General features: G+C 71.4%; 24 protein-coding genes and 1 pseudogene. 19 read left to right on the top strand and 6 right to left on the bottom strand.

From position 1 onward, the window contains the following. Positions 1 to 179: 179 nt before the first annotated feature. The 7 genes from glmM to JHE00_RS06570 all read left to right on the top strand — a co-directional run bounded on the left by glmM (position 180) and on the right by JHE00_RS06570 (position 7,474). On the top strand, positions 180 to 1,514 hold the full coding sequence (gene glmM, locus JHE00_RS06600; RefSeq protein WP_200315924.1) for a phosphoglucosamine mutase: 1,335 nt from the start codon (positions 180 to 182) through the stop codon (positions 1,512 to 1,514). Between the two features lie 160 nt (positions 1,515 to 1,674). After that, entirely contained in the window at positions 1,675 to 2,004 is a 330-nt protein-coding gene (locus JHE00_RS06595) for a type VII secretion target (RefSeq protein WP_307831842.1), read from the top strand. Further along, positions 2,001 to 4,466: a WXG100 family type VII secretion target gene (locus JHE00_RS35530; RefSeq protein WP_200315920.1), complete on the top strand. Its 2,466-nt coding sequence runs from the start codon at positions 2,001 to 2,003 to the stop codon at positions 4,464 to 4,466. The genes JHE00_RS06595 and JHE00_RS35530 overlap by 4 nt, the downstream gene beginning before the upstream one ends. A gap of 34 nt (positions 4,467 to 4,500) precedes the next feature. After that, the gene (locus tag JHE00_RS06585) at positions 4,501 to 5,028 is read left to right on the top strand and encodes a hypothetical protein (protein ID WP_200315918.1); all 528 of its coding nucleotides are present in this window, start codon (positions 4,501 to 4,503) and stop codon (positions 5,026 to 5,028) included. Next, positions 5,025 to 5,276: an acyl carrier protein gene (locus JHE00_RS06580; protein WP_200315916.1), complete on the top strand. Its 252-nt coding sequence runs from the start codon at positions 5,025 to 5,027 to the stop codon at positions 5,274 to 5,276. The genes JHE00_RS06585 and JHE00_RS06580 overlap by 4 nt, the downstream gene beginning before the upstream one ends. Before the next feature lie 3 nt (positions 5,277 to 5,279). Further along, the gene (locus tag JHE00_RS06575) at positions 5,280 to 6,482 is read left to right on the top strand and encodes a beta-ketoacyl-[acyl-carrier-protein] synthase family protein (RefSeq protein ID WP_200315914.1); all 1,203 of its coding nucleotides are present in this window, start codon (positions 5,280 to 5,282) and stop codon (positions 6,480 to 6,482) included. A gap of 5 nt (positions 6,483 to 6,487) precedes the next feature. Then, positions 6,488 to 7,474, top strand: coding sequence for a beta-ketoacyl synthase N-terminal-like domain-containing protein (locus tag JHE00_RS06570; protein ID WP_200315912.1), 987 nt, complete (start codon positions 6,488 to 6,490; stop codon positions 7,472 to 7,474). Here JHE00_RS06570 and JHE00_RS06565 read toward each other — a convergent pair. Further along, positions 7,467 to 8,282 (bottom strand): poly(ethylene terephthalate) hydrolase family protein, encoded by an 816-nt coding sequence (locus JHE00_RS06565; protein ID WP_200315910.1) that lies wholly within the window; start codon positions 8,280 to 8,282, stop codon positions 7,467 to 7,469. The two genes, JHE00_RS06570 and JHE00_RS06565, sit on opposite strands and share 8 nt — an antisense overlap. A gap of 98 nt (positions 8,283 to 8,380) precedes the next feature. Between JHE00_RS06565 and glmS the strand changes: the two genes are divergently transcribed. The 8 genes from glmS to tsaE all read left to right on the top strand — a co-directional run bounded on the left by glmS (position 8,381) and on the right by tsaE (position 17,643). After that, positions 8,381 to 10,243: a glutamine--fructose-6-phosphate transaminase (isomerizing) gene (gene glmS / locus JHE00_RS06560; protein WP_200315908.1), complete on the top strand. Its 1,863-nt coding sequence runs from the start codon at positions 8,381 to 8,383 to the stop codon at positions 10,241 to 10,243. 10 nt (positions 10,244 to 10,253) lie between these two features. Beyond that, positions 10,254 to 11,699 (top strand): NAD(P)H-hydrate dehydratase, encoded by a 1,446-nt coding sequence (locus JHE00_RS06555; protein WP_200315906.1) that lies wholly within the window; start codon positions 10,254 to 10,256, stop codon positions 11,697 to 11,699. A gap of 62 nt (positions 11,700 to 11,761) precedes the next feature. Next, the gene (locus tag JHE00_RS06550) at positions 11,762 to 12,787 is read left to right on the top strand and encodes an NAD(P)-dependent alcohol dehydrogenase (protein WP_230423248.1); all 1,026 of its coding nucleotides are present in this window, start codon (positions 11,762 to 11,764) and stop codon (positions 12,785 to 12,787) included. After that, positions 12,780 to 13,595, top strand: coding sequence for a DeoR/GlpR family DNA-binding transcription regulator (locus JHE00_RS06545; RefSeq protein WP_200315904.1), 816 nt, complete (start codon positions 12,780 to 12,782; stop codon positions 13,593 to 13,595). Before JHE00_RS06550 ends, JHE00_RS06545 begins: the two co-directional genes overlap by 8 nt. Then, a complete protein-coding gene (gene xylB / locus JHE00_RS06540) occupies positions 13,592 to 15,007 on the top strand; it encodes a xylulokinase (RefSeq protein ID WP_200315902.1) in 1,416 nt (471 codons plus the stop codon). Before JHE00_RS06545 ends, xylB begins: the two co-directional genes overlap by 4 nt. 25 nt (positions 15,008 to 15,032) lie before the next feature. Further along, the gene (gene alr, locus JHE00_RS06535) at positions 15,033 to 16,166 is read left to right on the top strand and encodes an alanine racemase (RefSeq protein WP_200315900.1); all 1,134 of its coding nucleotides are present in this window, start codon (positions 15,033 to 15,035) and stop codon (positions 16,164 to 16,166) included. Next, positions 16,163 to 17,182, top strand: a complete 1,020-nt coding sequence (locus JHE00_RS06530; protein WP_200315898.1) for an alpha/beta fold hydrolase — start codon at positions 16,163 to 16,165, stop codon at positions 17,180 to 17,182. The genes alr and JHE00_RS06530 overlap by 4 nt, the downstream gene beginning before the upstream one ends. Then, positions 17,179 to 17,643, top strand: coding sequence for a tRNA (adenosine(37)-N6)-threonylcarbamoyltransferase complex ATPase subunit type 1 TsaE (gene tsaE / locus JHE00_RS06525; RefSeq protein ID WP_200315896.1), 465 nt, complete (start codon positions 17,179 to 17,181; stop codon positions 17,641 to 17,643). Before JHE00_RS06530 ends, tsaE begins: the two co-directional genes overlap by 4 nt. Positions 17,644 to 17,908: 265 nt before the next feature. Here the strand turns inward: tsaE and JHE00_RS06520 are convergent, their stop codons facing one another. The 3 genes and pseudogenes from JHE00_RS06520 to JHE00_RS36205 all read right to left on the bottom strand — a co-directional run. Further along, positions 17,909 to 19,237, bottom strand: coding sequence for a carboxyl transferase domain-containing protein (locus JHE00_RS06520; RefSeq protein ID WP_200315893.1), 1,329 nt, complete (start codon positions 19,235 to 19,237; stop codon positions 17,909 to 17,911). Then, positions 19,230 to 20,654, bottom strand: coding sequence for an acyl-CoA synthetase (locus JHE00_RS06515; protein ID WP_200315891.1), 1,425 nt, complete (start codon positions 20,652 to 20,654; stop codon positions 19,230 to 19,232). The genes JHE00_RS06520 and JHE00_RS06515 overlap by 8 nt, the downstream gene beginning before the upstream one ends. Before the next feature lie 17 nt (positions 20,655 to 20,671). Next, positions 20,672 to 20,821 (bottom strand): annotated as a pseudogene (locus JHE00_RS36205) (SLC13 family permease); the annotation flags it as partial. 283 nt (positions 20,822 to 21,104) lie between these two features. Between JHE00_RS36205 and JHE00_RS06510 the strand changes: the two are divergent. Then, complete coding sequence (locus JHE00_RS06510; RefSeq protein ID WP_307831841.1) at positions 21,105 to 21,818, top strand: FadR/GntR family transcriptional regulator; 714 nt, start codon at positions 21,105 to 21,107, stop codon at positions 21,816 to 21,818. A gap of 100 nt (positions 21,819 to 21,918) precedes the next feature. Here the strand turns inward: JHE00_RS06510 and JHE00_RS06505 are convergent, their stop codons facing one another. Further along, positions 21,919 to 22,296 carry a hypothetical protein gene (locus JHE00_RS06505; protein ID WP_200315889.1) on the bottom strand — a complete coding sequence of 126 codons (378 nt, stop codon included), beginning with the start codon at positions 22,294 to 22,296 and terminating at the stop codon, positions 21,919 to 21,921. A 71-nt stretch (positions 22,297 to 22,367) separates the two neighbouring features. On the opposite strand from JHE00_RS06505, the gene tsaB reads away from it, so the two are divergent. The 3 genes from tsaB to tsaD are packed head-to-tail and all read left to right on the top strand — an operon-like array spanning position 22,368 to position 24,501. Continuing rightward, positions 22,368 to 22,985 carry a tRNA (adenosine(37)-N6)-threonylcarbamoyltransferase complex dimerization subunit type 1 TsaB gene (gene tsaB / locus JHE00_RS06500; protein WP_200315887.1) on the top strand — a complete coding sequence of 206 codons (618 nt, stop codon included), beginning with the start codon at positions 22,368 to 22,370 and terminating at the stop codon, positions 22,983 to 22,985. Further along, positions 22,982 to 23,455, top strand: a complete 474-nt coding sequence (gene rimI / locus JHE00_RS06495) for a ribosomal protein S18-alanine N-acetyltransferase (RefSeq protein ID WP_200315885.1) — start codon at positions 22,982 to 22,984, stop codon at positions 23,453 to 23,455. Before tsaB ends, rimI begins: the two co-directional genes overlap by 4 nt. Continuing rightward, positions 23,455 to 24,501 carry a tRNA (adenosine(37)-N6)-threonylcarbamoyltransferase complex transferase subunit TsaD gene (tsaD, locus tag JHE00_RS06490; RefSeq protein WP_200315883.1) on the top strand — a complete coding sequence of 349 codons (1,047 nt, stop codon included), beginning with the start codon at positions 23,455 to 23,457 and terminating at the stop codon, positions 24,499 to 24,501. Before rimI ends, tsaD begins: the two co-directional genes overlap by 1 nt. Here tsaD and JHE00_RS06485 read toward each other — a convergent pair. Next, a partial coding sequence (locus JHE00_RS06485) for an integrase core domain-containing protein (protein WP_200315881.1) occupies positions 24,498 to 24,629 on the bottom strand: 132 nt, incomplete at its 5' end. The genes tsaD and JHE00_RS06485 overlap by 4 nt on opposite strands.

Below are 24,629 nucleotides of genomic sequence, written 5' to 3'. Positions count from 1 at the left end.
GCAGAAGCAACGCACAGAAGCGCCCATCCGATTTCTGGATGGGCGCTTCTTGCGTTTCCGGGTGCGGTGCGGGCGTGGCACGAGCGGTGTACGTACCCGCGTCGGGCTCGCGCGGTGGGCTCGCTAGGTTGTTCGGGTTGTTCCGGCTCAGCACAGGACCTGACACGGAGGTCGAGGACATGGCTCGCCTTTTCGGCACCGACGGCGTGCGTGGCCTCGCCAACGCCGAACTCACCCCTGAACTGGCGATGTCGATCGCGGCCAGTGCCGCGCGCGTGCTCGCCGCTCACGACCGTTCGCACCGGCCCGTCGCCATCGTCGGCCGGGACCCGAGGGCCAGCGGCGAGATGCTCGAAGCAGCCGTCGTGGCCGGTCTCGCGTCGGCGGGCGCGGACGTGCTGCGCGTGGGCGTGCTGCCGACCCCGGCCGTCGCGTTCCTGGTGAGCGACCTCTCGGCCGACCTCGGCGTGATGATCTCCGCCTCCCACAACCCGATGCCCGACAACGGCATCAAGCTGTTCGGCGAGGGCGGGCACAAGCTGCCCGACGGCATCGAGGACGAGATCGAGGCCGGGCTCGCGGCCCCCGCGACGCGGCCGACGGGTGCTCAGATCGGCAGGGTCTCCGCCGTCGAGGACGCACTCGACCGCTACACGACCCACCTGCTGGGGGCCATTCCGCACTCGCTCGCTGGCCTGCGCGTGGTCGTCGACTGTGCCAACGGCGCAGCGTCGGCCGCCGCGCCCGAGGCCTACCGCAAGGCAGGCGCCGAGGTGATCGCGCTGCACGCGGAGCCGGACGGCGTGAACATCAACGAGGACTGCGGCTCCACCCATCCAGGTGAACTGCGCGCGGCCGTGGTCCGGCACGGCGCCGACCTGGGCATCGCGCACGACGGCGACGCCGACCGCTGCCTCGCCGTCGACGCCGAGGGCAACCTCGTCGACGGCGACCAGATCCTGGCCGTGCTGGCCGTGGCGATGGCCGAGGCGGGTGAGCTCGCCGAGACGACGCTGGTCGCCACGGTGATGAGCAACCTCGGCCTGCACCTCGCGATGCGCGAGCACGAGATCGCCCTGCGCACGACCGCCGTCGGCGACCGTTACGTGCTGGAGGAGCTGCGGGCCGGCGGGTTCACGCTCGGTGGCGAGCAGTCCGGCCACGTCGTGCTGCCCGCGCACGCGACCACTGGCGACGGCCTGCTCACCGCGATGCGCCTGATGAGCAGGGTCGCCGCCACCGGCAAGCCACTGGCCGAGCTGGCCGGGGTGATGCGGCGGCTGCCGCAGGTGCTCGTCAACGTCCGGGTCGCCGACAAGGCTGCCGTCGCCGCGTCCAGCGCCGTCCAGGAGGCCGTGGCCGCGGTGGTCGAGGAGCTCGGCGACGAGGGCCGGGTGCTGCTGCGTCCCTCCGGCACCGAGCAGCTCGTCCGGGTGATGGTGGAGGCGACCGCGGAGCAGACCGCCCAGGCCGCTGCCGACCGGCTGGCGGGCGTGGTCGCGACCGTCTCGTGATCCTCGGACGAGTTCGGCGTTTCGGCTTGCAAATTTCCATTCTCGGTGCGCGCTGACCTGCGTCTCGGTACATTTCTTGTTGCATTAGCGACGGCACCGGGCTGGCTCCCCGTGCGTCGTAGTGGCGATTGCACCAATACGAACCGGGGAGGGGGCTGTCGTGAGCGGGGTCAACGCACCGGGCGGCTACACCGCCGAAACCGGCTCCATGGCAAGCCAGGCGCAGACGATCAACGATGCTGCCGAGGAAGCCAAGGACGCCGTCAAGGACACCAAGCCCGCCAAGGTCACCGAGGCCGAGTTCGGCACCGCGCACTCGCAGTACGCGGCCGACTTCTCCGCGGCGATCGAGGCGCTGGGCACGGGTGCCGATGCCATGTGCGGTTCGCTGATCTCGCTGGCCCAGGGCATCGGCAGCGCGGGCGAGAAGTACGCGGCGGCGGAGTCCGAGCAGTCCTCGGCCGCCAACCAGTCGGGGAGCGGCTTGTGAGCGAGCGGAGCTGGGAAGAGACGCAGGCGATCCTGGACGATCCCTACGTCTCCGCGGACACCAAGCAGTCGGTCCTGGCTTCGTACGCCGTTCACGGTGACGGAAACTCAGCGGCCGATGCCTACTACGACCAGTACAACTTGTCGCAAGGCGACATGAACACCGGTCTGTGGCTCAACCCCGACGACGTCTACGACGCGGCCGAGGGCGAGCAGGAGGAGGCCGGCTACCAGGAGCGGCAGCGCCAGGAACGGCTGGACGGGAACCAGACCGAACTGGACAACGCGCAGGCTCCCGGTTCCGGCTCGTCGGCCGTCGCCAAGGCCGACGAGCTGTTGGACCTGGCGAGGGACGGGCTCAAGGTCTTCGAGCAGTTCATCCCGATCGACGCCGAGGGGCCTGGCGACCAGAAGCACATCGACTCGCCGCTGAACTACGAGGAAGACATCGTCAAGCGCTTCGACGAGCAGAAGGGCCTCGACTTCCAGAAGATGCTCGACGAGGCGAAGCGGCTGCGCGACGCCCATACCGCGTTGTCCGATCTGCACAGCACCACCGAGTCAAGCCTCAACTCGCTCTACAAGGACTGGACCGGTGACGGCGCCAACGCCTCATACCAGAAGTACAGCGAGGACATCGCGCCGAACTCGCAGGAGCTGCTCGAGTACCTGAGCGGCGGCGCCGACGTGATCGAGGCGACGGTGCAGACCGTCTACGAGGCGGTGAAGTACAAGGCCGACGAGGTCATCGCGATGTACCAGCCCACGGTTGGCGCCGCGGTGCCGGACACGGCCAGGGACGTCATGAAGCTCGCCAACGGTGACTTCTCGTCGCAGGACGAGATCCTGCCCGTGGCGGCGTGGGTCGACGCGGAAACCGGCAGCGACATCGAGTCCCGGATTCGCTCCGACGACTGCGATCTCAACGACGGCAACAAGACCTATGTGATCGACCAGTGCAAGCAGTGGATCCGGGACTCGTGGAACCCCGATCTCTACGACAACCTGCACCAGCGGTTCACGCAGCTCTGCGATGACACCAAGGAGGCCGTCGACACGGCCTTCGAGGAGATGAACTCCTACCTCAAGGAGTACAAGAGCGAGTTCCCCGAGGAGTCGGGCGATCCGCAACCCCAGCCGGAGCCTCAACCCGAGCCGCAGCCACAGCCGAACCCGAACGGAAACGGTGGTGGCGGCGATACCGGAGGAGGTGGCGGCACCGGTGGCGGCACCGGCGGTGGAGGGACCGGCGGTGGCGGCACCCCGGCCCCGCCCGAGGTCGAGACGCCGGGCGCCCCTGGCAAGAACCCGGTCACGGGTGAGGACATCGAGGTCAACCCGGAGACGGGCGAGCCGTACCCGATCGACCCGGAGACCGGCGAGGCCATCAAGGACACCGGTAGCGACCAGGACACGCTGACGGTCGAGAAGGGCGACCACACCTTCGAGATGACCGAGCCCGACGAAGACGGGAATATGGACATCTCCGTCGACGACGGTTCGGGCGAGCCCAAGGGCTACAAGCTCGACTTCGGCAACGGGGAGGAAGGTGCCGAGGGCGAGCAGGAGGGCTTCGGCCCCGAGGGTTCAGCAGGTTCCGAAGGCGAGGGTGCCGAGCAGGTCTACCGGCCCGGGCCTGACGGCAAGATCCACATCGAGGACGGCGGCCTCAAGATCACGGCCGAGCAGCCGGAAGGTCCCGACGGGCCCACCAAGGTCACCGTCGACGACGGCAACCCGCCGCCCACCACGTACACGCTCGGGGAGACCAAACCCGAGGGCGGTGCCGGTGCTCCCGGTGGCGCTCCTCGCGACGGGATCAGGACGATGCCCGCGCCCGGCGAGAACCCGTTCACCCAGGGCGGGAGCGGTGGCGACGGTGCGTCGTCCGGCGGCGACAGCGGAGGCGGAGCCTCGGCGGGAGCGGCGCCCGGTGTGGCCACTCCCGAGTTCGGGGCGCCCGCCGGTGGCGACGGCGCCAGTGTGGACGCTCCCGACGGTAGCGGTGGAGGCGCTGGTGACTCACAGCTGACCGAGCCGTCGGCCGGAGGTGCCGGAAGCGGTGGCGGTGGTGGCGGGGGCGACTTCGGCGGCGCCGGAGCTCCGGCCGCGGTTGGTGGTGGCGGCGAGGGTGACGCCCTCAACGCGGGTGCCCAGTCGGGAGCGAACCCTGATTCGAAGCCCTCAGGAGCGGGTCTCGGCGCGGCACCCGGCGGCATGGGTGAGGCCGCGCCCGCTGCGGCGTCCGGGCAGGGTGCGAGCACCGCAGGCGGTGCGGGTGGCATGGGGATGATGGGCGGCGGCATGGGCGGCGCCGGTGGCGGCGGCCAGGGTGGAGACCAGGAACGCAGCTCGAACCAGTACCGCATCGACGGCGGCCTGTTCGAGAGCGATGGCGCTGCCAACCGGATCAGTGGTTCGCTGGGCGACGAAACCGAGCGCTCGATCAGGTTCGACCGGTGATCGGCACGGTCGACGGAAGACGTGAGGAGTTCTGATGGCTGAGGGAAAGGCCGCGGCGGTCGTCTCCCGGCTGGGTCAGATCAACCGGGAGATGGCCGAGCGCCGTGCCCTGCGCGATCGCAAGGCCAAGGTGGCGAAGGAACAGGCGAAGGAGACCTTCCAGCGCCAGGGCCAGGTCGCCGACCGCGCTGCCAAGCATCTCGGCGAGCTGGGCCGCAGGCAGCGCGAAGCGGGCGGCTGGGCGACGGAGAAGTCGCTGACCGAACGCAACCACGTCATGGGCTTCGGGGAGTCCGAGGCGGAGCAGCCCGCCGACGAGTTCGCGAAGTACTCGACCGGCGCGCCGGTGGAGCGGGCCGCGTCCACCGCGCCACCGCCTCCGGCCGCACCGGCGGAGCCTGCCGCGCAGCCGCAGCGCAAGTTCTCGCGCTCGGTCGCGCCGCCCCAGCAGGAGGAACCAGAGAAGTCCGCTCCACCGCCTCCGCCGCAGCGCGCGCCCCGGCACGCCAGGGAGGAACGCTTCGACGATGACGACTTCTCCAACAACAACTGGTTGAAATGAACGACGTGGTCGCGCAACGGGCGGACGAGATCAAGGAACTCGTCTGCAGGGTGCTGGAGATCGAGCCGGAGAAGGTCAGCGACACCGACCTGTTCACCGACGACCTGGGCGCTGATTCGATGAAGCTCATCGAACTGCTCGCCAACCTCGAGATCGAGTTCGACCTGGAGATCGACGAGAGCGAGATCGAGCGTCTGGTGAACCTTCGCGGGGTGTACGACGTGCTCAGCGCGGCGCTGGATGCCTGAGCCGTGCGCAGGGTGGTGATCACCGGGATCGGTGTCGTGTCCAGCATCGGCACCGGTGCCGGTGAGTTCGCGCGGGCGTTGCGGGATGGCCGCAGTGGTGCGCGAGCGATCGAGGCGTTCGACACCACCGGTTTCGCCCATGCTGGTGGCTGCGAGGTGCGCGGGTTCGAACCAGGACGCTGGGTGCGCAACGTCCCGCTCGTCGAGGTGGGCAGGGCCGCGCAGTTCGCGATCGCCTCGGCCAGGCTCGCTGTGGAGGACTCGGGCATCGCTGAGGCCGAACTGCGCGACCGTACGGGTGTGGTGTCCATCGGCACCACCGACGGTGGGGCCGACGACGGTGAACGCCTGGCCGAGACAGTCGTCCGCTCGGGGGCACAGAGCATGGATTCCGCCGCGGCGCACCGGGTTCCGGCTAGCAGGCTCGCCACGGGAGTCGCCCGGGAGCTCGGTTTGTCCGATGTGGATGTCTCGACGATCGCGACCGCCTGCGCGGCGGGAAACTACGCGATCGGTAACGGTTTTGACGCCGTGCGCACAGGCGAGGCCGACTTCGCGTTGTGCGGCGGAGCGGACGCGATGTGCCGCACGACGTTCACGGGCTTCTACCGGCTCGGCGCGGTCGACCCCGAGTGCTGCAGGCCGTTCGACGCGGGCAGGTCCGGCATCCTGACCGGCGAGGGCGGTGCGGTGCTACTGCTGGAGCCGCTGGAGACGGCGCGGGCGCGTGGTGCGCGGATCTACGCCGAGGTCCTCGGCTACGGCCTCAACTGCGACGCCCATCACCAGGTGGCTCCCGACCGTGACAGCGTGCGCCGATGCATGGAGCTGGCCCTCGCCGATGCCGGTGTCACGCCTGGTGAGGTGGACCTGATCTCGGCGCACGGCACGGGCACGAAGGCCAACGACATCACGGAGTGCGGCGCGATCAAGCAGGTTTTCGGTGACGCGCCGCCGCGCACGGTGTCGGTGAAGTCCATGCTCGGCCACACCATGGGTGCGGCGAGCGCACTCGGAGCCGCCGCGTGCGCGCTGGGCATTGAGGACGGCTTCATCCCGCCGACGATCAACCACACCGAGACGGACCCGGAGTGCGGCATCGACTGCGTGCCCAACAACTCGGTGTCCGCCGATCTGCGGGTGGTGCAGAACAACGCGCTCGCCTTCGGCGGCAACAACGCCGTTGTGGTGCTCGGGAAGCGGTGAATCGGATGGGGCCGGTGATCACGGCGTGGTCGGCGATCTCGGCGTGCGGGATCGGGCGCGACGCGTTCGAGAAAGCATCCCCGCGGCCGAGCCCACTCGACGACAACAGCCCGGGTGACCAGGCATTTCTGGCCTCGGCCTTCGACACGCGTGAGATGCTCGGTGCGAAGGGCACCGGCTCGATGGACCGGTCGAGCGCACTGGCCATCGGAGTGGTCGACGAACTGCTGGCCGGTCTCGACGTGGACGAGCGAACCGGAGTCGTGCTCGGGACGACCTCGGGTAGTTCGCAGACGCAGCTGGAGTTCACGCGCGAATCGCTGACCCGCCGCAAGCCCTACTTCGTCAACCCCGCATCGATGCCCTTCGCGCTCATGAACAGTGCCGCGGGTCAGGCGGCGATCTGGCACAAGCTCACCGGGCCGAACACGACGATCGCGGGCGGCCGGATGTCAGGGCTGGGCGTGCTGCGCTACGGCGTGCGCCTGCTCGCGACGGGACGGGCGAGCGGGGTCGTCTGCGGTGCGGTGGAGGAGTACAGCCCGGCGAGGGCCTGGCTGGAGTACCACCGTGGCTCCCGGCACGTGCTCGGCGAGGGTGCGGCGGTGCTGTTCGTGGAGCCCTCAGGGCAGGCCCGCGACCCGCTGGCCGAGGTGCTCGCCGTCGAGACGAGGGTGGCTGTCGACGGCGATCGAGCCGCCGGGCTCGTCCGGTGCCTCGACCGGTCGTTCGCCAAGGCCGGTGTCTCACCTGGGGACATCGGCACGCTGGTGCTCTCGGCCCCCGGCGGTGAGCTCGCCGAGGCCGAGCGCGCCGCTGTTGCCGGGTTGCGTGCCTCGGTGGTGAACCCCGCCGAGGTGATCGGCGACGTCGGCGCGGCGACGGGCCCCTTCCAGATCGCGACGCTGCTGCGCTCGCCGGGACTTGCTGTGGCGACGGCCCTGGACGACGACGGCACCGTGGGTTGCGCGCTGCTCCGCGTGTTCAGCTGACGGCGGGTTCCGGTTCGAACGCGATGGGGGCCGCCTTCACGTCGGCCTCCAGCAGCGGCCTGTAGGTGTTCGTGCCCGTGAGGTGGGTCAGGAAGAACGCCGTGAACAACGCGCGCACGGCGTGCTGGGTCGCGCGGTGCGGTTTGCCGTGCACCAGCGCCTGGCTCCAGTGCGGGCCCTCCGCCACGCCGAGGTGCGACGACTTGGGCAGCATGCGCAGCTGCACGGGTCCCGCCCACGCCTTGGCGATGGCCTCGGCGTTGCCCGTCGCGGGCGCGACGAGGTCGTTGGCGGCGGCGAGGTGCAGACCAGGGATCGTGAGCTGCCCCGCGGCCGTGGTGGCCTGGGGCATCGTCTGTGCCGCCGCAACGGTGGCGACGGCCTTGATCTCGGGCTCGCCCTCGGCGGCCGCGGCGAGCACGGCGGCGCCGCCGCCGACGGAGTGGCCCGCGAGGCCGAGCTTGCGCGGGTCGACGCTGATGCCGTCGGGGCCGAGCCGCACGCCGCGGACGACGTCGAGCGTCGAGCGCAGGTCGGCGGCGAAGAGCCGGTGCGAGGGCAGCGGGCCGGTCTGCGTGGCGGGAGCCGCCGCGACAATGCCCCAGCTCGCCAGGTGCCGCAGGAGGTCTCGGTAGCGGCCGGGAGGCTGGATCCAGCCGTGCCCGAACGCGATGGCGGGCAGGTTGAGCCCCGCGCGGGGTGTGTACACGACGCCGGGCACGCCGACGAGTGCGAGATCACCGCGCAGCACCTCGTGCGGCCCCGGGTGGGAGAGCTCCTCGAGCAACTGCTTCGGCTTGCTGGCCATGGCAGGAGGGTAGCCGAACGGTCAGGTGACGGCAGGTGTGGCCGCGCTGTCCCCGTGCCGGGGCGGGCGGTTCGCGCAGTCTCGTTACGCTGGGGGACGTGTGTGGAATCGTGGGATACGTGGGGCACCGGAAGGCGCTCGACGTGGTGCTCGGTGGCTTGCGCCGGATGGAGTATCGGGGTTACGACTCGGCGGGTGTCGCGGTGCTCGACGGCGCCGGATCCCTGACGGTGGAACGAAAGGCGGGTCGCCTCGCCAACCTCGAGTCGGCGCTGGAGGAATCCGGCAGGGATGCTTTCGCGGGCACCGCGGGGATGGGTCACACGCGGTGGGCCACGCACGGCGCGCCGGTGGACCGCAACTCGCACCCGCACCGGGACGCGAGTGAACGCGTCGCCGTGGTGCACAACGGGATCATCGAGAACTTCGCCGCGCTGCGGGCCGAGCTCGAGTCCGACGGGGTGGAGCTGACCAGCGACACCGACACCGAGACCACCGCCCATCTGATCGCCCGCGCCTACGCCGAGGGCGACACGTTGGAAGACCTCGCCGCGAGCGTCCGCGCCGTGTGCCGCAGGCTCGAGGGCGCCTTCACGCTCGTGGTCACCCACGCCGACCAGCCCGATCTGATCGTGGCGGCCCGCCGGTCGTCGCCGCTGGTGGTCGGGGTGGGCGAGGGCGAGACCTTCGTCGCCTCGGACGTCGCCGCGTTCATCGAGCACACGTGCGAAGCCGTCGAGCTCGGCCAGGACCAGCTCGTGGTGATCGATCGCGACGGCTATCACGTCACCGACTTCGACGGCGAGCCCGCGCAGGGCAAGCCCTTCACCGTCGACTGGGACCTCTCGGCCGCCGAGAAGGGCGGCCACGAGTACTTCATGCTCAAGGAGATCGAGGAGCAGCCCGACGCGCTGGCCAACACGCTGCGCGGGCACTTCGAGTCCGGGCGCATCGTGCTCGACGAGCAGCGAATGTCCGATCAGGACCTGCGCGACGTCGACAAGGTGTTCGTCGTCGCGTGCGGGTCGGCCTACCACTCGGGGCTGGTCGCCAAGTACGCGATCGAACACTGGTGCCGCCTGCCCGTGGAGGTGGAGCTGGCCAGCGAGTTCCGCTACCGCGACCCGGTGCTCGACCGCGACACGCTCGTGGTGGCCGTGTCGCAGTCCGGCGAGACCGCCGACACGCTCGAGGCCGTGCGCCACGCGCGGGCGCAGAAGGCGCGGGTGCTGGCGGTCTGCAACACCAACGGCGCGCAGATCCCGCGTGAGTCCGACGCGGTGCTCTACACCCACGCGGGCCCGGAGATCGGGGTCGCCTCCACCAAGGCGTTCCTGGCGCAGATCGCCGCCAACTACCTGGTGGGCCTCGCGCTCGCGCAGGCCAGGGGAACGAAGTACCCCGACGAGGTCGCCCGCGAGTTCGGCGAGCTGGAGGCCATGCCCGCCGCCGTCCACAAGGTTCTGTCCACTGTGGATCAGGTGCGGGATCTCGGGCGCCGGATGGCCGACTCGAAGGCGGTGCTCTTCCTCGGCAGGCACGTCGGGTTCCCGGTGGCGCTGGAGGGTGCGCTCAAGCTCAAGGAGCTCGCCTACATGCACGCCGAGGGCTTCGCCGCTGGCGAGCTCAAGCACGGCCCGATCGCGCTGATCGAGGACGGCCTGCCCGTGGTCGTGGTGATGCCGTCGCCGAAGGGCCGCGCGATGCTGCACGCCAAGCTCGTGTCCAACATCAGCGAGATCCAGGCGCGGGGGGCCCGCACGATCGTGATCGCCGAGGAGGGCGACGACACCGTGCGCCCCTTCGCCGACGAACTGGTGGAGGTGCCGGCGGTGCCGACGCTGTTGCAGCCGCTGGTCTCCACGGTGCCGTTGCAGGTGCTGGCCGCCGAGATCGCCCGCACGCGCGGCTACGACGTGGACAAGCCCCGCAACCTGGCGAAGTCGGTGACGGTGGAGTAGACAGTGGCCTGTGCGCGGAATCTGGACCACTGACCACGTCCGGCAGGCCGAGGACCGGCTCCTCGCGGTGACCGCCGAGGGCGTGCTCATGCGGCGCGCCGCGCACGGCGTGGCCGTGCACGCCACCAGGATGCTCGCCGAGCACGCGGGTTCCGTGTCGGGCAGGCGGGTAGTGCTGCTGGTCGGCGCTGGCAACAACGGCGGCGACGCCCTGTGGGCAGGCGCGTTCCTGCGCAGGCGCGGCGTGGGCGTCGTGGCCGTCCTGTTGGTGCCGGAGAAGGCGCATCCTCAGGGGCTCGCTGCGCTGACCAGGGCCGGTGGCAGGGTCGTCGAGCCCGCTGAAGGTCCACAGTGGATCGAAGGCGCGGACCTGGTGATCGACGGGATCGTCGGCATCTCCGCCAAGGGGCCGCTGCGGCCCGACGCGGCGGCGCTGGTGGAGCACGTCGGCGCGCCCGTGCTCGCCGTGGACCTGCCGAGCGGCGTCGACCCCGACACGGGCGCCGTGACCGGCCCCGCGGTGCGAGCCACCGCGACGGTGACCTTCGGTGCGCGCAAGCCCGTGCACGTGCTGAACCCGCAGCGCTGCGGCGAGGTCGTGTTCGTCGACATCGGGCTCGATGACGACCTGGGCGAGCCCGACCTGCGGGTGCTCGACGCCGCCGACGTGGCCGCGGCGTGGCCGATGCCGGGGCCGTCGGACAACAAGTACTCGCAGGGCGTCACGGGTGTCGCCGCCGGATCGTCGGCCTACCCGGGCGCGGCGGTGCTCGCGGCAGCGGCCGCGGTGCGCGCGACGTCGGGCATGGTGCGCTATGCCGGGCACGCCGCCGACGTGGTGCGCTGGCACTGGCCCGAGGTGGTGGCCACGGGCTCGATCTTCGACGCGGGCCGCGTGCAGGCCTGGGTGGTGGGGCCCGGCATCGGAGTCGGGGGAGCGGGCAGGGACGTGCTGGTGCACGCGCTCGGCCAGGGCGTGCCGGTGTGCGCCGACGCCGACGCGATCACGATCATCTCCGAGCGGCCCGAGGTGCTCGACGCGCGCGATCCGGACACCCCGCTGCTGCTCACCCCGCACGACGGCGAGTTCGAGCGGCTCACCGGCAGCGCGCCGGGGCCCGACCGCGTGGCCGCCGTGCGGGATGCCGCGCGCCGGTTCGACGCCGTGGTGTTGCTCAAGGGGCACAGCACTCTGGTCGCCGACCCGGACGGCCGGGTGCTGGTGAACCGCGCTCGCGGCTCGTGGCTGGCGACGGCGGGCTCCGGGGACGTGCTGTCCGGGGTGACCGGCGCGTTGCTGGCCTCGGGGCTCGAACCGTGGCTGGCCGCGGGAGCCGCAGCCGACGTGCACGCGAGGGCGGGTGAGCTGGCCGCACGCGGGGTGCCGGTGTCGGCGTCCGGCGTGCTCGCGGCGATCCCGGACGCGGTACGGCAGGTTCGCGCGCTGGTGCCGTGAGAATTACCGAGTTACGTGTTAAGAACTCGCCGGTGAGCTGGTAAGAAGGACCGGTGAACGCGCTGCCCGAAGCCATGACGGTGTCCGTGCTGAACGGGGTCCACGACGTGACCACCGAGCAGCGTCCCGTGCCCGTTCCCGGACCGGGCGAGGTGCTGGTCCGCGTGCTCGCCGTGGGTACCTGCGGCTCCGACGTGCACTACTACGAGCACGGCCGGATCGGGGACTTCGTGGTGCAACGTCCCCTGGTTCTCGGGCACGAGCCCAGTGGTGTCGTGGTCGCGAACGGGCCGGGCGCGACGCTGCACGAGCCGGGCACGCGGGTCTCGCTCGAGCCGGGAGTGCCGTGCTCTCGCTGCGCCCAGTGCAGGCGCGGCCGCTACAACCTCTGCCCCGACATGCGGTTCTTCGGCACCCCGCCCATCGACGGCGCGTTCTGCGAGTACGTCGTGCTGCGCGAGGAGTTCGTCTACCCCGTGCCCGACGCGCTCAGCGACGAGGCCGCCGGGCTGCTCGAACCGCTGTCGGTGGGAGTGTGGGCCTGCCGCAAGGCCAGAGTCGGCCCCGGCTCGCGGGTGCTGGTCACCGGTGCGGGCCCGATCGGTCTCGTCGCGGCGCAGACGGCCAGGGCCTTCGGAGCCACCGAGGTCGTCGTCACCGACGTCAACGCCAAGCGCTTGCGTCTTGCCGCCGAGCTCGGTGCCACCGCCACCGTCGACGTCGGCACCACCTCGCTCGCGGACTCCGGCTTCGAACCGGACGTGCTGCTGGAGTGCTCCGGCGTGCCCTCGGCGACCGGCGAGGCCGTGCGCCGCGTCGGGCGCGCGGGCCGCGTGGTGCTGATCGGCATGGGCGGCGACGAGATCCCGCTGCCGCTCGCGCACGTTCAAGGTTTCGAGCTCGAGGTGACCGGCACCTTCCGCTACGCCAACACGTGGCCGGACGCGATCGCGCTCGCGGCGTCGCGCGAGGTGGATCTCGACCGGCTGGTCACCCATCGCTTCGGCCTCGGCGAGGTGGAGCAGGCGCTCACCGTCTCGGGCCGCGACGACAGCGTGATCAAGGCCGTGGTGCTCCCGGATGCCTAGAGCTACCCGGCCGCCGGACGCGGCCGTCGAGCAGCGCAGGCAGGCGATCCTGCGGACGGTGATCGAACTCGGCGAGGTGCGCATCGACGACCTCACCGAGCGCTTCGACGTCAGCCTCATGACGATGCACCGCGACCTCGACGACCTCGCCGAACGCAGGCTGTTGCGCAAGCTGCGCGGTCGCGTGGCTTCGTTTCCCGCGCTGACGATGGAGACGGCCAAGCGGTTCAGGCAAGGTCTGCACCTGGAGTGCAAGCAGGCCCTGTGCGTGCTCGCGGCCGCCGAGGTGACCGAGGGACAGACCGTGTTCCTCGACGACTCGACCACGCTGTTCCCGCTCGCGCGCACGCTCGCGGGACTCCAGCGGCTCGTGGTGATCACCAACTCGCTCGAGGTGGCGCGGATCGTCGGCGAGGGCGGGAGCAACGAGGTGCTGCTGCTGGGTGGCCGCTACACCGAGTTCGACTCGTGCATCGGCCCTGACACCCTCGCTGGCCTGCGCCGACTGCGCGCGGATGTCGGGTTCGTGTCGGCGACGGCGGTCGCGGGCGGCAGGTTGTACCACCCGGTTCGGGAGTACGCCGAACTGAAAGAGGCGGCGCTCGAGGTCTCCCACCACAACGTGCTCGTGGTGGATCATTCGAAGTTCGGCAGGACGGCCACCTACGCGTACGGCGACGCCGGCGCCTACGACGTGGTGCTCGTCGACGACCACACACCGGCGGACGAGATCGAGGCATTGCGCGCGTTCGGCGGCCGGGTGGCGGTCGCCTGCGAGGGCACGGACCAGGGGAGCTCACGAACATGACAGGGAACAGGGACGTTCTGGTCGCCGGGGTCGACTCGTCGACACAGTCGACCAAGGTGATGGTGTGCGACGCGCGAACGGGCGTCGTCGTGCGCTCCGGCAGGGCCGAGCACCCCGACACCACCGAGGTGGACCCGGCGGAGTGGTGGTCCGCGTTCACGACGGCGACCGAGGGACTGCTCGAGGGCGTCTCGGCGATCGGTGTCGCAGGGCAGCAGCACGGCATGGTGACTCTGGACGACGCCGACGAGGTGGTGCGCCCCGCGCTGCTGTGGAACGACACGCGCTCGGGCAAGGCCGCCGCCGACCTCACCGACGAGCTGGGTGGTGGGCAGGCGTGGGCCGACGCCGTCGGTTCGGTGCCGGTCGCGAGCTTCACCGTGACCAAGCTGCGCTGGATGGCCGAGCACGAGCCTGAGCTCGCCGACCGCGTCGCGCGGGTGCTGCTGCCGCACGACTGGCTCACGTGGCGGCTCGTCGGTGGCGACCCGGTGACCGATCGCGGGGACGCCTCGGGCACGGGCTACTTCTCGCCCGCGAAGAACGAGTACCGCACCGACATCCTCGCCAAGGCATTCGGCGGCCGGACACCGGAACTGCCCACCGTGCTCGGTCCCGCGCAGCCCGCGGGCCACATGTCGGACGGGCTGCTCGTGTCGCCCGGCACCGGCGACAACATGGCCGCCGCGCTGGCACTCGAAGTGGGTGAGGGCGACGTCGTGGTGTCGCTCGGCACCAGTGGCACCGTGTTCGGGGTCTGCGAGACGTCGCCCGCCGACGCCACCGGCACGGTTGCCGGGTTCGCCGACGCGACCGGGAGGTTCCTGCCGCTGGCGTGCACGCTCAACGCGGCCAGGGTGCTCACGGCGACCGCGGCGATGCTCGACGTGGACCTCGCCGAGCTCGACCGGCTGGCGCTCGCCGCCGCGCCGGGTGCCGAGGGACTGACGCTGTTGCCGTACCTGGACGGCGAGCGCACGCCGAACCTGCCGGAAGCGGCTGGCTCGCTGCTCGGACTGCGCAGGGCGAACATGACTCCCGAGAACCTGGCGAGGGCCGCCGTGGAGGGCATGCTGTGCGGGCTCGCCGCGGGTCTGGAGGCGGTGCGTGAGCACGGAATCACCGTCCGCCGGGTCCTGCTCATCGGCGGCGCCGCGCAGTCGGCGAGCGTGCGCGCGGTGGCGCCGTCGGTGTTCGGCGTGCCCGTGGTGGTGCCCGAACCCGCCGAGCACGTCGCCCTCGGCGCGGCACGGCAGGCGGCGTGGACATTGGCCGGGACGCAGGACCCGCCGCGGTGGCAGGGCGCTGACCAGGCATTGCGGCTCGACGAGCCGTCCGCGAGCGACGCGGCGGAGGGCGAGCGGATCCGGGAACGGCACCGCGCCGCGCGTGGAGCGGTGCACGATCTCTGAGCCACTGTGGGAAAATTCCCCGGCCATGACTGCTGACCACTCGCCCCGCGCCGAGGTCGAGATCGACCTCGGTGCGCTGCGCCACAACCTCGGACTGCTCGCCGCGCGGGCAGCGTCGTCCGGTGCGGCGACGATGGCGATCGTGAAGGCCGACGGCTACGGGCACGGCGCCCTTCCGGTCGCGAAGGCCGCGGTGCAGGCGGGTGCGAGCTGGCTCGGCACGTGCTCGCTCGCCGAAGCGCTCGCCCTGCGGGCGGCCGGGCTCACGACGCGGCTGTTCGCGTGGCTCGACACCCCGGAGGCCGACCTCGCGCCCGGAGTCCAGCAGGACATCGATGTGTCGGTGAGCTCGGCGGCGGAGCTGGACCGCATCGTCGCCGCCGCGGCCAGGGTGGGCAGACGCGCACGCGTGCACCTGAAGATCGACACCGGCCTGTCGCGCAACGGCTGCCCGGCCTACGCGTGGGCTGACCTGGTGAAGGCGGCGGCCTCGGAGCCGGACGTCGAGGTGGTGGCCATCTGGTCGCACCTGGCGTGTGCCGACGAGCCGGGACATCCCTCGATCGACCGGCAGGCTGAGCGCTTCGCCGACGCGTATGCGATCGCGCGGGAGGCCGGGCTGAACCCGTTGCGGCACCTGGCGAACTCGGCCGCCACGCTCACCCGGCCCGACCTGCACTTCGACATCGTGCGCCCGGGAATCGCGATGTACGGGCTCAATCCCGTGCCGCAGCAGGAAGACCTCCGGCCAGTGATGACGTTCCGGTCGAGCGTCGTGCTCACCAAACGCGTCGAGGCGGGCGAGTCCGTCTCCTATGGACATACGTGGACCGCGGCGAGGGACACCACGCTCGCGCTGGTGCCGGTGGGCTACGCCGACGGGGTTCCGCGCACCCTGTCCGGGCGGATGGACGTGTGGCTCGGTGGCAGGCGACGTCCGATCGCGGGCCGGGTGTGCATGGACCAGCTGGTGGTGGACTGCGGCGACGACGAGCCCGAGGTCGGCGCCGAGGTGGTGCTGTTCGGCGCGGGCGAGCACGGCGCCCCGACCGCGACCGAGTGGGCCGACACCATCGGCACCATCGACTACGAGATCGTCACCGGCATGTACCGGCCCAGGGTCCGGCGGCGCTACTCCGGCGAGGTCGAGGGCCGATGACCTCACGACCACTGCGGGCGGACGAGGAGTCGCCCGCCGAGGAACCCTACGGTCGCCTCACGCCGGGGCGGACGTCGACGGTGGCCGCCGACGACGGGTCGCCGATCTCGGTCGAGGAGATCGACCCCGAGGACGGCGGCACGCCGAGGCTGACCGTCGTGGGCGTGCACGGCTTCGCGTTGTCGCGGTTGAGCTGGCACTTCCAGCGCCGCGCGCTGACCTCGCTGCGGGAACCGCGCGTGCGGCAGGTGTACTACGACCACCGAGGGCACGGGCAGTCCGCCGCCGCCGAGGCCAAGCACAGCACCATCGAACAGCTCGCGGCCGACCTGCACGCGGTATTGCGTGCGGTGGCGCCCGACGGGCCGATCGTCCTGATGGGACACTCGATGGGCGGCATGGTGATCATGGAGCTGGCCCAGCAGAGCCCCGAGCTGTTCACCGAGCGGGTCAGGGGTGTGGTGTTGATCGCCACCGCGGCGGGTGAGATCGGTGCGCGAGGACTGCCGCGCTCACTGCTGTGGAAGTACAACCCGCTGACGCGGGGCGTGGGTGAGCTCGCCGGCTGGCAGCCGGGACTCGTGGAGTTCGTGCGCGCGGCAGGCGGGCAGCTGACGCGGCACGCGGTGCGGCGGCTGGCCTTCGGCAGGCGCGACGTGGACTCCAAGCTGGTGGACTTCATGCTGGACATGCTCGGTGTCTCGCCGGTGCGGCAGCTGGTGAACTTCGTGGACACCCTCGGCAGCCACAACCGGTACGCCGCGCTGGCCGGACTCCAGCACACGTCGGTGCTCGTGGTCGGTGGCGACGCGGACCGGCTGACGCCGTACTCGCACGCGGAGCGCATGGCGGCCGAGCTGCCGGACGCGCAGCTGGTGCGGATCCGCGGCGCGGGCCACATGGTGCATCTCGAACAACCCGACCTGGTGAACAGCCACGTCATGGAGCTGCTGCGGCACTGCGACGGTGTCGGCAGGCAGCCGCTCCTGCGTAAGATCCGGTGGTGGCGCAGATGAGTACGGAGCTGGTGACCGCCGACGAGACCATCCACTTCGGACAGTCTCTCGGCAGAGTGCTGCGAGCGGGCGACCTGGTGTTGCTCGCGGGGCCGCTCGGCGCCGGTAAGACGACCATGACCCGCGGAATCGCCGACGGCATGCGGGTGTCGGGGCGAGTGAGCTCGCCGACGTTCGTGCTGGCCAGGGTGCACCCGGCTGGTGAGGACGGTGTGCCGCTGGTGCACGTGGACGCCTACCGGCTCGGCGGCGACCTCTCGCAGCTGGACGACCTGGACCTCGACACCGATCTCGAGGCCGCGGCCGTGGTCGTGGAGTGGGGCGAGGGTCTCGCGGAGCGGCTCTCGGAGGACTTCCTCGTGGTGCGCCTCGACCGCAGGCCCGACGACGTGCGCACGGTGGCGCTGGAGCCGCACGGCTCCTGGGCGAACCGAGCGAACGAACTGACCTTCGCAGCCTGAGTGGCCGGCCCTGCCGTGTTGCGGTGAAGGGCACCTTTACTGCGTTCAATGCAGTAAAGGTGCCCTTCACCGCGTTCGGTACGGCCGCGCAGGGGAGCGCTGGCACGGACCCGGCGTGCTGACTGAGGTCGTGCGGCCGGGGCGACACCGGCGCCTGGTGCGGCGCGAGAACTCCGTTGGCGACGCACAGGGGCGCCCCTGATTTCACATTACCGCGCGGGACCGACGGTTTCCGGTGGTCAGGACGGTCGGGCACGGTGTGCGGTCACCGCGCCGGAGCCACGATTCCCCGTGCGATGCCCAGTTCGACCAGGTCCTGCGGACGCAGGCGCAGCTGGTCGGCGGTCGCGGGCACCTCGTCCTCGCCGCGCTTGAGGATCCTCGCGGCCGCCTCCGGCGAGGTCACCGAGAAGTAGCTGTCCGGCGTCACCCACGTCCGTTCCGGCGCCGCGAACGCGAGCGCCCCACCCGAGCCGCCTTCGCCGATCACCAGTGTCGTCACCGGCACCTGCGCCGCCGCGATCGCCGCGAACAGCTCCGCGATCGCGGGACCGGCTCCGGCCCGTTCCGCGTCGGCGTCGTTGGCCGCGCCGGGGGTGTCCACCAGCGTCAGTACCGGAATGCCGAGCCGGTCGGCCAGCCGCACCAGCCTCGCCGCGGTGCGGAATCCCGCAGGTCTGGTCGCCGTTCCGCACTGCGCCGCGTAGGCCACCGTCGTGCCGTCGCGCTGTCCGAAGCCGCACAGCACGCCCTCGTCGACTCCGCCGCACCGGTCGCCGCGCAGGTCCTCCCGCCAGTCGAAGTAAGCGTCCACATAGGACTCCGTGTGCGGCCGCGCCTGCGCTCGCGCCTGTCGGACCGCCGCCCAGCCGGTGTCGGGCAGACCGTCGCCGCCCAGAGCAGGCGGCGGGGGAGCGGCCTGCTCGGCCGGAGTCGTCAGCAACCGCAGCCAGCGCTCGAGTTTCGACCGCAACTCGCCGGGCTCGACGAGCTGGTCGACGTGCCCCGAGGCGAGCTGTCCCTCGGCGGTGTAGGCCGCGGGATCGCCGGGCGGGCGCACCCGCGACCCGGCGAACCCGACCTGCGCGCCCGGCACCGCGAGCGTCACGTCCGCGCCCGCGCCCAACGTCGCCCAGCCGCCTCCGGTCGTCGGTTCGCGCAGCACCGCGATCTGCGGCAGCCCGGCCTTCCTCGTCAGCGCCGACTCCCGCGCGATGCGCTGCAGCTGGGACAGGGCCCGCATGCCCTCCTGCATCCGGCTGCCACCGGTCGCGATCAGCGACACCACCGGCACCCCGAGCTCGCGGGCCCTGCTGAACGCGCTCTCCAGCCGAAGTCCCGTTCCGCTCCCAAGCGAACCGCCGAGGAAGCCGAACTCGAACGCGATCAGCATCGCCTCGGTGCCGCCGACCTTGCCGACGCCGCACACCACCGACTCGCTCTCGCCGGTGCGCCCCCGCGCTCTGGCGCGCGCGTCGTCGTAGCCGCGCCAGCCGATCGGGCCGTCGATACCGGCATCCGCGGGGAGCTCGCCCGGCAGCTCCGCGAACGCCGACGCGACGGCCTCGATCACCTCCCGCGCCGACTCAGGCACTGAGGGCTCGCTTCATCACCTTGCCCATGTCGTTGCGCGGCAAGGAATCCAGGAAGTGGACCACCCGCGGCCGCTTGTGCGGCGTGAGCAGGCGGGCGACGTGATCGGCGAGATCCTGCTCCGTGGGTTGTGCCCCGCTGGGCACCACCCACGCGACGATGCGCTCGCCGAGGTCGTCGTCGGGTTCCCCGGTCACCGCCACCTCCGACACCGAGGGGTGTTCGAGCAGCGCGTTCTCGATCTCGCCCGCGCCGATCTTGTAGCCGCCGCTCTTGATGATGTCGGTGGCCTTGCGGCCCACGATGCGGATGTAGCCGTCGCCGTCCCTGGTCGCCATGTCGCCAGTGCGGAACCAGCCCTCGGCGAACGCTTCCGCCGTCGCGTCGGGCCGGTTGAGGTACTCGGTGAACAGGTTCGGCCCGCGCACCTGGATCTCGCCGACGGTCTCGCCGTCGCTCGTCTCGATGGGCGCGCCCGCGTCGTCCACCAACCGCAGCTCGACGCCGCCGAGCGGAACCCCCACCGTGCCGGGTTTGCGCTCGCCGTCCGCGCGCACACTCGTGTTCATGAGCGTCTCGGACATTCCGTAGCGCTCCACCACCTGCTGCCCGGTCGCGGCCGTGATCTGCTGGTGGTCGTGCACGGGCAGCGCGGCCGAACCCGACACGAGCAGGCGCGCGCCCCGCAGCGCTTCGGCCAGCCGCGGGTCGTCGGCCACCTCCGTGGCGATCCGGTGATACATCGTGGGAACGCCGAACATCATCGTGCCGTCGCCGGTGAGTGCCGCCGCGATGCCGTCGGTGGAGAACTTGCCCAGGTGCCGCACCGAGCCGCCACGGCGCAGCGGACCGAGAATGCCCAGGATCAGCCCGTGCACGTGGAACAGCGGAAGTGCGTGCACCAGCACGTCGTCGGCGCTCCACTGCCAGGCGTCCTCGAGCGCGTCGAGAGTGGTGGCGATGGCCCTGCGCGGCAGCACTACACCCTTCGGCGGACCGGTGGTGCCCGACGTGTAGACGATCAGCGCGGGTGCTTCGGCATCCGGCTCCGGCAGCGGGTCGGTGACGCCACCCGTGATCTCGACGTCGTGGCGGGGTACTGAGCTGAGTCCCTCGGGTAGGTCGACGCCGGGCTCGGTCAGCACCAGAGCCGGTTCGCTGTCGGAGAGGATGTGGGCGAGTTCGCGCTCACCGAGCTTCGGGTTCAGCGGCACCGCCGAGACGCCCGCGGCCAGCGCCGCGACCACCGCGACGCTGGTCTCCAGGCTCGAGGTCGCCCACACCGCGACCCGGGGCAGGCCCCGCAGCCGTTCGGCGAGCGCTCCGGACACCTGCGCGAGGTCGGCGTAGCTGAGTTCCCGGTCTCCGAAGCTCAGTGCGGTCTTGTCCGGTGTCGTTCGCAGAGAGGGGAAGAGCACGCTATCTCCTTCGTCGGTCACTGGGGTCGCTCGAAGCCGGGCGCGATCAGCACGAGCCAGGCGGCGAGCGGTGCCACGGCGACAATGATGCCGCCGTAGACCATGAGCTGCCGGAAGAATCGATCACGGTCCACGTCCTGGGCATTGGCCGGCACCAGCGCGCCGTTGTGGCGTTTCCGCTGGTGGAAACGTGGTCTGGCGGGGTGCTGCGCTGGTCGGGTGGGACTGGTGGGCGGGCGCTCTCTCTGGCGAGTAGCCGAGTAGCCGAGTGGTCGAGTGGCGCACTGGTCTGGTGGGTCAGTGGCCTAGTGGTCAAGTGGCTGAACCACTTTGCGGTGGCGCTCTGGCCCATGTCAAGGTCCGAGTGGTCGAGTGGCTCAGCCACTCAGCGTCCTGTCTATTGTTACGCTGCCGGGAAACGGCAGGTCGGCGCGATCGAAAGGGTCCCGCGTGTCTGATGCCTTGCGGCCGATGGCCCGTCCTCGGCTGTACGAGCAGGTGATCGAGCGCCTCCGCGAGTACGTCACGAGCACGAGGCTGAGCGCGGGCGACAAGCTGCCCGCCGAGCGTGAGCTGGCCCAGCGGCTCGGGGTGAGCAGGGCGTCGATCAAGCAGGCGATCGTGGTGCTGGAGGTCCAGGGGCTCATCGAGGCCCGGCACGGCGGCGGGACGTACCTGGTCAGAGACACCCTCGACGCGGAGCCGGTGGAGCAGCTCGTGGAGCGCCGCCGGCGTCTGCCGGACGTGCTGGAGGCGCGCGAGGCGCTGGAGACCAAGCTGGCCGAGCTCGCCGCCGAGCGCCGCACGAAGGCGGACCTCGACGAGCTCGAGGCCGCGCTCGACTACATGCGCGAGGAGATCAGCTCGGGCTCGAACGGCGTCGAGGGTGACCGCCGGTTCCACGCCGCCGTCACGGCCGCCGCGCACAGTTCGATGCTCGCCGAGTTCATGCGTTCCATCGCCGACCAGATCACCGAGAGCCGCACCGAGTCGCTGCGCCAGCCGGGCAGGCCGTCCCGCTCGCTCGGGCAGCACTTGGCGATCTTCGACGCCATCAGCATCCGCGACGGTCGCAAGGCCGCCACCGCCATGCGCCGCCACCTGCGCACGGTCGCCAAGGTCCGGCTCCTGACCTGGAACCCCGACGACGACGTGGAGCAGTAGCACCCCAGCCGCGGTGAAGGGCACCTTTACTGCGCTCAATGCAGTAAAGGTGCCCTTCACCGCATCCGACCCGGCTTGGCCCGGGGCCAGCCCGGGTGTGTCAGCCCGGGGGGATCGTCAGTTCGACCGTGCCCGCGTTGCCTCCGCCGCAGCGCAGCACCACGGGGTACACGCCCGGTGCGATGTCGGCGCGGATCTCCGCACGCCCGATACCGAACCCGCCGGAGCGGGCCGTGAGCACGGCGACCCCGCCGTTGCCCGCGTACGGACCGTCCGCGCCGGTGGCGGCGAAGGCGGGGGAGCCGACGTGGCTGATGCCCTCGGCGTACGGGCACTTCGCCGTCACATGGACGACCTCACCCGGCGAGACGATCGACTTATCGACAAGAAGGGTCGCGTCGGCGGTCGCCGGCGAGGCGGTCAGCAGGCAGGCGAGCACGGCCACGGGCGCGCCCAGCGCGAAACGGAGGATCTTCATCGCCACCCCAGACGCGTGGTCGCCGCCCAGGTTGTGCGCGTGACCCGATCGGCTGGTCGTACGCTCGAAGGGTGCTAGTACTCGCCATCGACACCGCCACGCTCGCCGTCACCGCCGGTGTCGTCTCCGTGGACCGCGAGACCGGGGCCGCGCGTCCGCTCGCCGAACGCGTCACTCTCGATGCCCGCGCCCACGGCGAGCTGCTCACCCCGCACGTGCTCGACGCCGTCGGCGACGCAGGGCACGGCCTGGCTGACCTCGACGCCATCGCCTGCGGTGTCGGCCCCGGCCCCTACACGGGTCTGCGCGCCGGGATGGTCACCGCCGCCGCGCTCTCCCACAGCCTCGGCGTACCGGCCTATCCCGTGTGCACCCTCGACGCGATCGCCGCGAGCGCGGAGCCAGGCGAGCCGTTCCGCGTGCTCACCGACGCCCGGCGCCGCGAGGTGTACTGGGCCGACTACGACGCCGAGGGCCGCCGCCTGGACGGGCCGCACGTCGACAAGCCCGCCGAGCTGACCCCCGCCGCCCGCGTGCTCGACCACGAGCAGCCGACGCCGCTGGGCATCGTCGAGGCCGCCAAGGCCGCGATCCTCTCGGGCGCGCAGCCCGATCCGCTCACCCCGCTCTACCTGCGCAGGCCGGACGCGACCGAGCCGGGAACGCGGAAGCGGGTGAGCACCTCGTGAGACTGGAACCGTTGCGCCGCAAACATGTTCGCCGCTGTGTCGAGATCGAGCGCATCCTCTTTCCCGGCGACAGTCCGTGGAACGCCGGAGCGTTCCATTCCGAGCTCGACGCGGGTGGCTACTACCTGGTGGCGCTCACTGACGACGACGAGGTGTCCGGGTACGCGGGCCTGGCCACGATGGGTACGCCCGGCGACTGGGAGACCGCCGTGCACACCATCGGCGTGCTGCCGCAGCGGCAGGGCGAGGGCATCGGCACCGCACTGCTCGAAGCGCTGCTCGAGCGCGCCGACCAGCTGGACGCACCCGTCTTCCTCGAGGTCCGCACCGACAACGACAGCGCCATCAGGCTCTACGAGCGGCACGGATTCAGCCGCGTCGGCCTGCGCAAGCGCTACTACCAACCATCCGGAGCCGACGCCTACACGATGACGCGGCCTGCCAGGCAAGCACAGGAGGTGGCCCGCTGATGTCCCGCATCGTGATGGGCATCGAGAGCTCGTGCGACGAGACCGGCGTCGGCCTGGTCCGCCTGCACGACGACGGCACGGTGGAGCTGCTCGCCGATGAGGTCGCCTCGAGCGTCGAGCAGCACGCCCGGTTCGGCGGCGTGGTGCCCGAGGTGGCCAGCAGGGCCCACCTCGAGGCCATGGTGCCCACCGCGCAGCGCGCGTTCGCCACCGCGGGGCTCGAGCTGTCCGATGTGGACGCCATCGCCGTCACCGCGGGTCCCGGCCTGGCCGGCGCGCTGCTCGTCGGAGTTTCGGCGGCCAAGGCCTACGCCGCCGCGCTGGGCGTTCCGCTGTACGGCGTGAACCACCTGGCAGGCCACATCGCCGTGGACACGCTGCAGCACGGCCCGTTGCCCGCACCGGCGCTGGCGCTGCTGGTCTCCGGCGGCCACACGCAGCTGCTGCGGGTTGACGACATCGCGGGCAAGATCACCGAGATCGGCTCCACAGTGGACGACGCCGCCGGTGAGGCCTACGACAAGGTCGCCCGCCTGCTCGAGCTGCCCTACCCAGGTGGTCCGCCGATCGACAAGGCCGCCAAGAACGGCGACCCCACGGCGATCGCGTTCCCGCGCGGGATGACGGGGCCGCGCGACGCGCGCTTCGACTTCTCCTTCTCCGGCCTCAAGACCGCTGTCGCCCGCTGGGTCGAGGCTGCCCAGCGCAGGGGCGAGGAGATCCCGGTCGACGACGTCGCCGCGTCGTTCCAGGAGGCCGTGGCCGACGTGCTCACCGCCAAGGCCGTGCGCGCCGCCACCGAGTCGGGCATCGGCACGCTCGTGATCTCCGGTGGCGTGGCCGCGAACTCGCGGCTGTCGTCCCTGGCCGCCGAGCGGTGTGAGGCGGCGGGGATCGAGCTGCGCGTGCCGAGGCCGCGACTGTGCACCGACAACGGCGCGATGATCGCGGCGCTCGGCGCGCACGTGGTGGCGGCCGGGTGCGCGCCGAGCTCGCTCGATTTCTCGGCGAACCCGGCGCTGCCCGTCAGTACCGTCTCCCTCTAGTTGTGATGTCCAGGGAGGTTGGTCAGCCGGGTGGCTGGTGGGCGGCCTCCGATGGCGGAGTGGGCGCGATGGTGATTGTAGAAATGGAGCCAGGCGGGCAGTGCGGTGTTGCGTTGTTCGGTTGAGGT

Origin of the sequence: Prauserella cavernicola (genome assembly GCF_016595675.1) — a bacterium.
Taxonomy (GTDB): Bacteria; Actinomycetota; Actinomycetes; order Mycobacteriales; family Pseudonocardiaceae; genus Prauserella_A; species Prauserella_A cavernicola.
This window is presented reverse-complemented; position numbering and strand designations above follow the sequence as displayed.